At 73.7% G+C, this 495-nt stretch carries 1 protein-coding gene; it reads right to left on the bottom strand.

What is annotated here, in order from left to right:
• Nucleotides 1-495: ketoacyl-synthetase C-terminal extension domain-containing protein (locus tag AC5WRT_RS39060; RefSeq protein ID WP_496101117.1), on the bottom strand; the 495-nt coding region annotated here is incomplete at both ends.

Below are 495 nucleotides of genomic sequence, written 5' to 3'. Positions count from 1 at the left end.
TCATCGGGCCGAGCTGCGACCGGCTCCCGCGGCGCCTCCTCCAGCACCACATGCGCATTGGTACCGCTGACGCCGAACGCGGAGACGCCCGCGCGCCGGGGACGGTTCTGCGCGGCCGGCCAGTCGCGGGCCTCGGTGAGGAGTTCGACGGCGCCGGCGGACCAGTCGACGTGCGAGGACGGGGCGTCGACATGCAGCGTGCGCGGCAGCACGCCGTGGCGCATCGCCATGACCACCTTGATGACGCCGCCGACACCTGCGGCGGCCTGGGTGTGCCCGATGTTGGACTTCAACGAGCCCAGGTACAGGGGTCGTTCGCGGTTCTGTCCGTACGTGGCCAGCAGCGCCTGCGCCTCGATCGGGTCGCCCAGCGTCGTGCCCGTGCCGTGGGCCTCCACCACGTCCACGTCGGCCGGGGTCAGGCCGGCCGAGGCCAGGGCGGCGCGGATCACCCGCTGCTGCGACGGGCCGTTGGGCGCCGTGAGACCGCTGCTC

This window comes from Streptomyces sp. NTD91 (assembly GCF_059510455.1).
The sequence above is the reverse complement of the archived record's forward strand: the minus strand, read 5'-3'. Positions and strand labels throughout refer to the sequence as shown.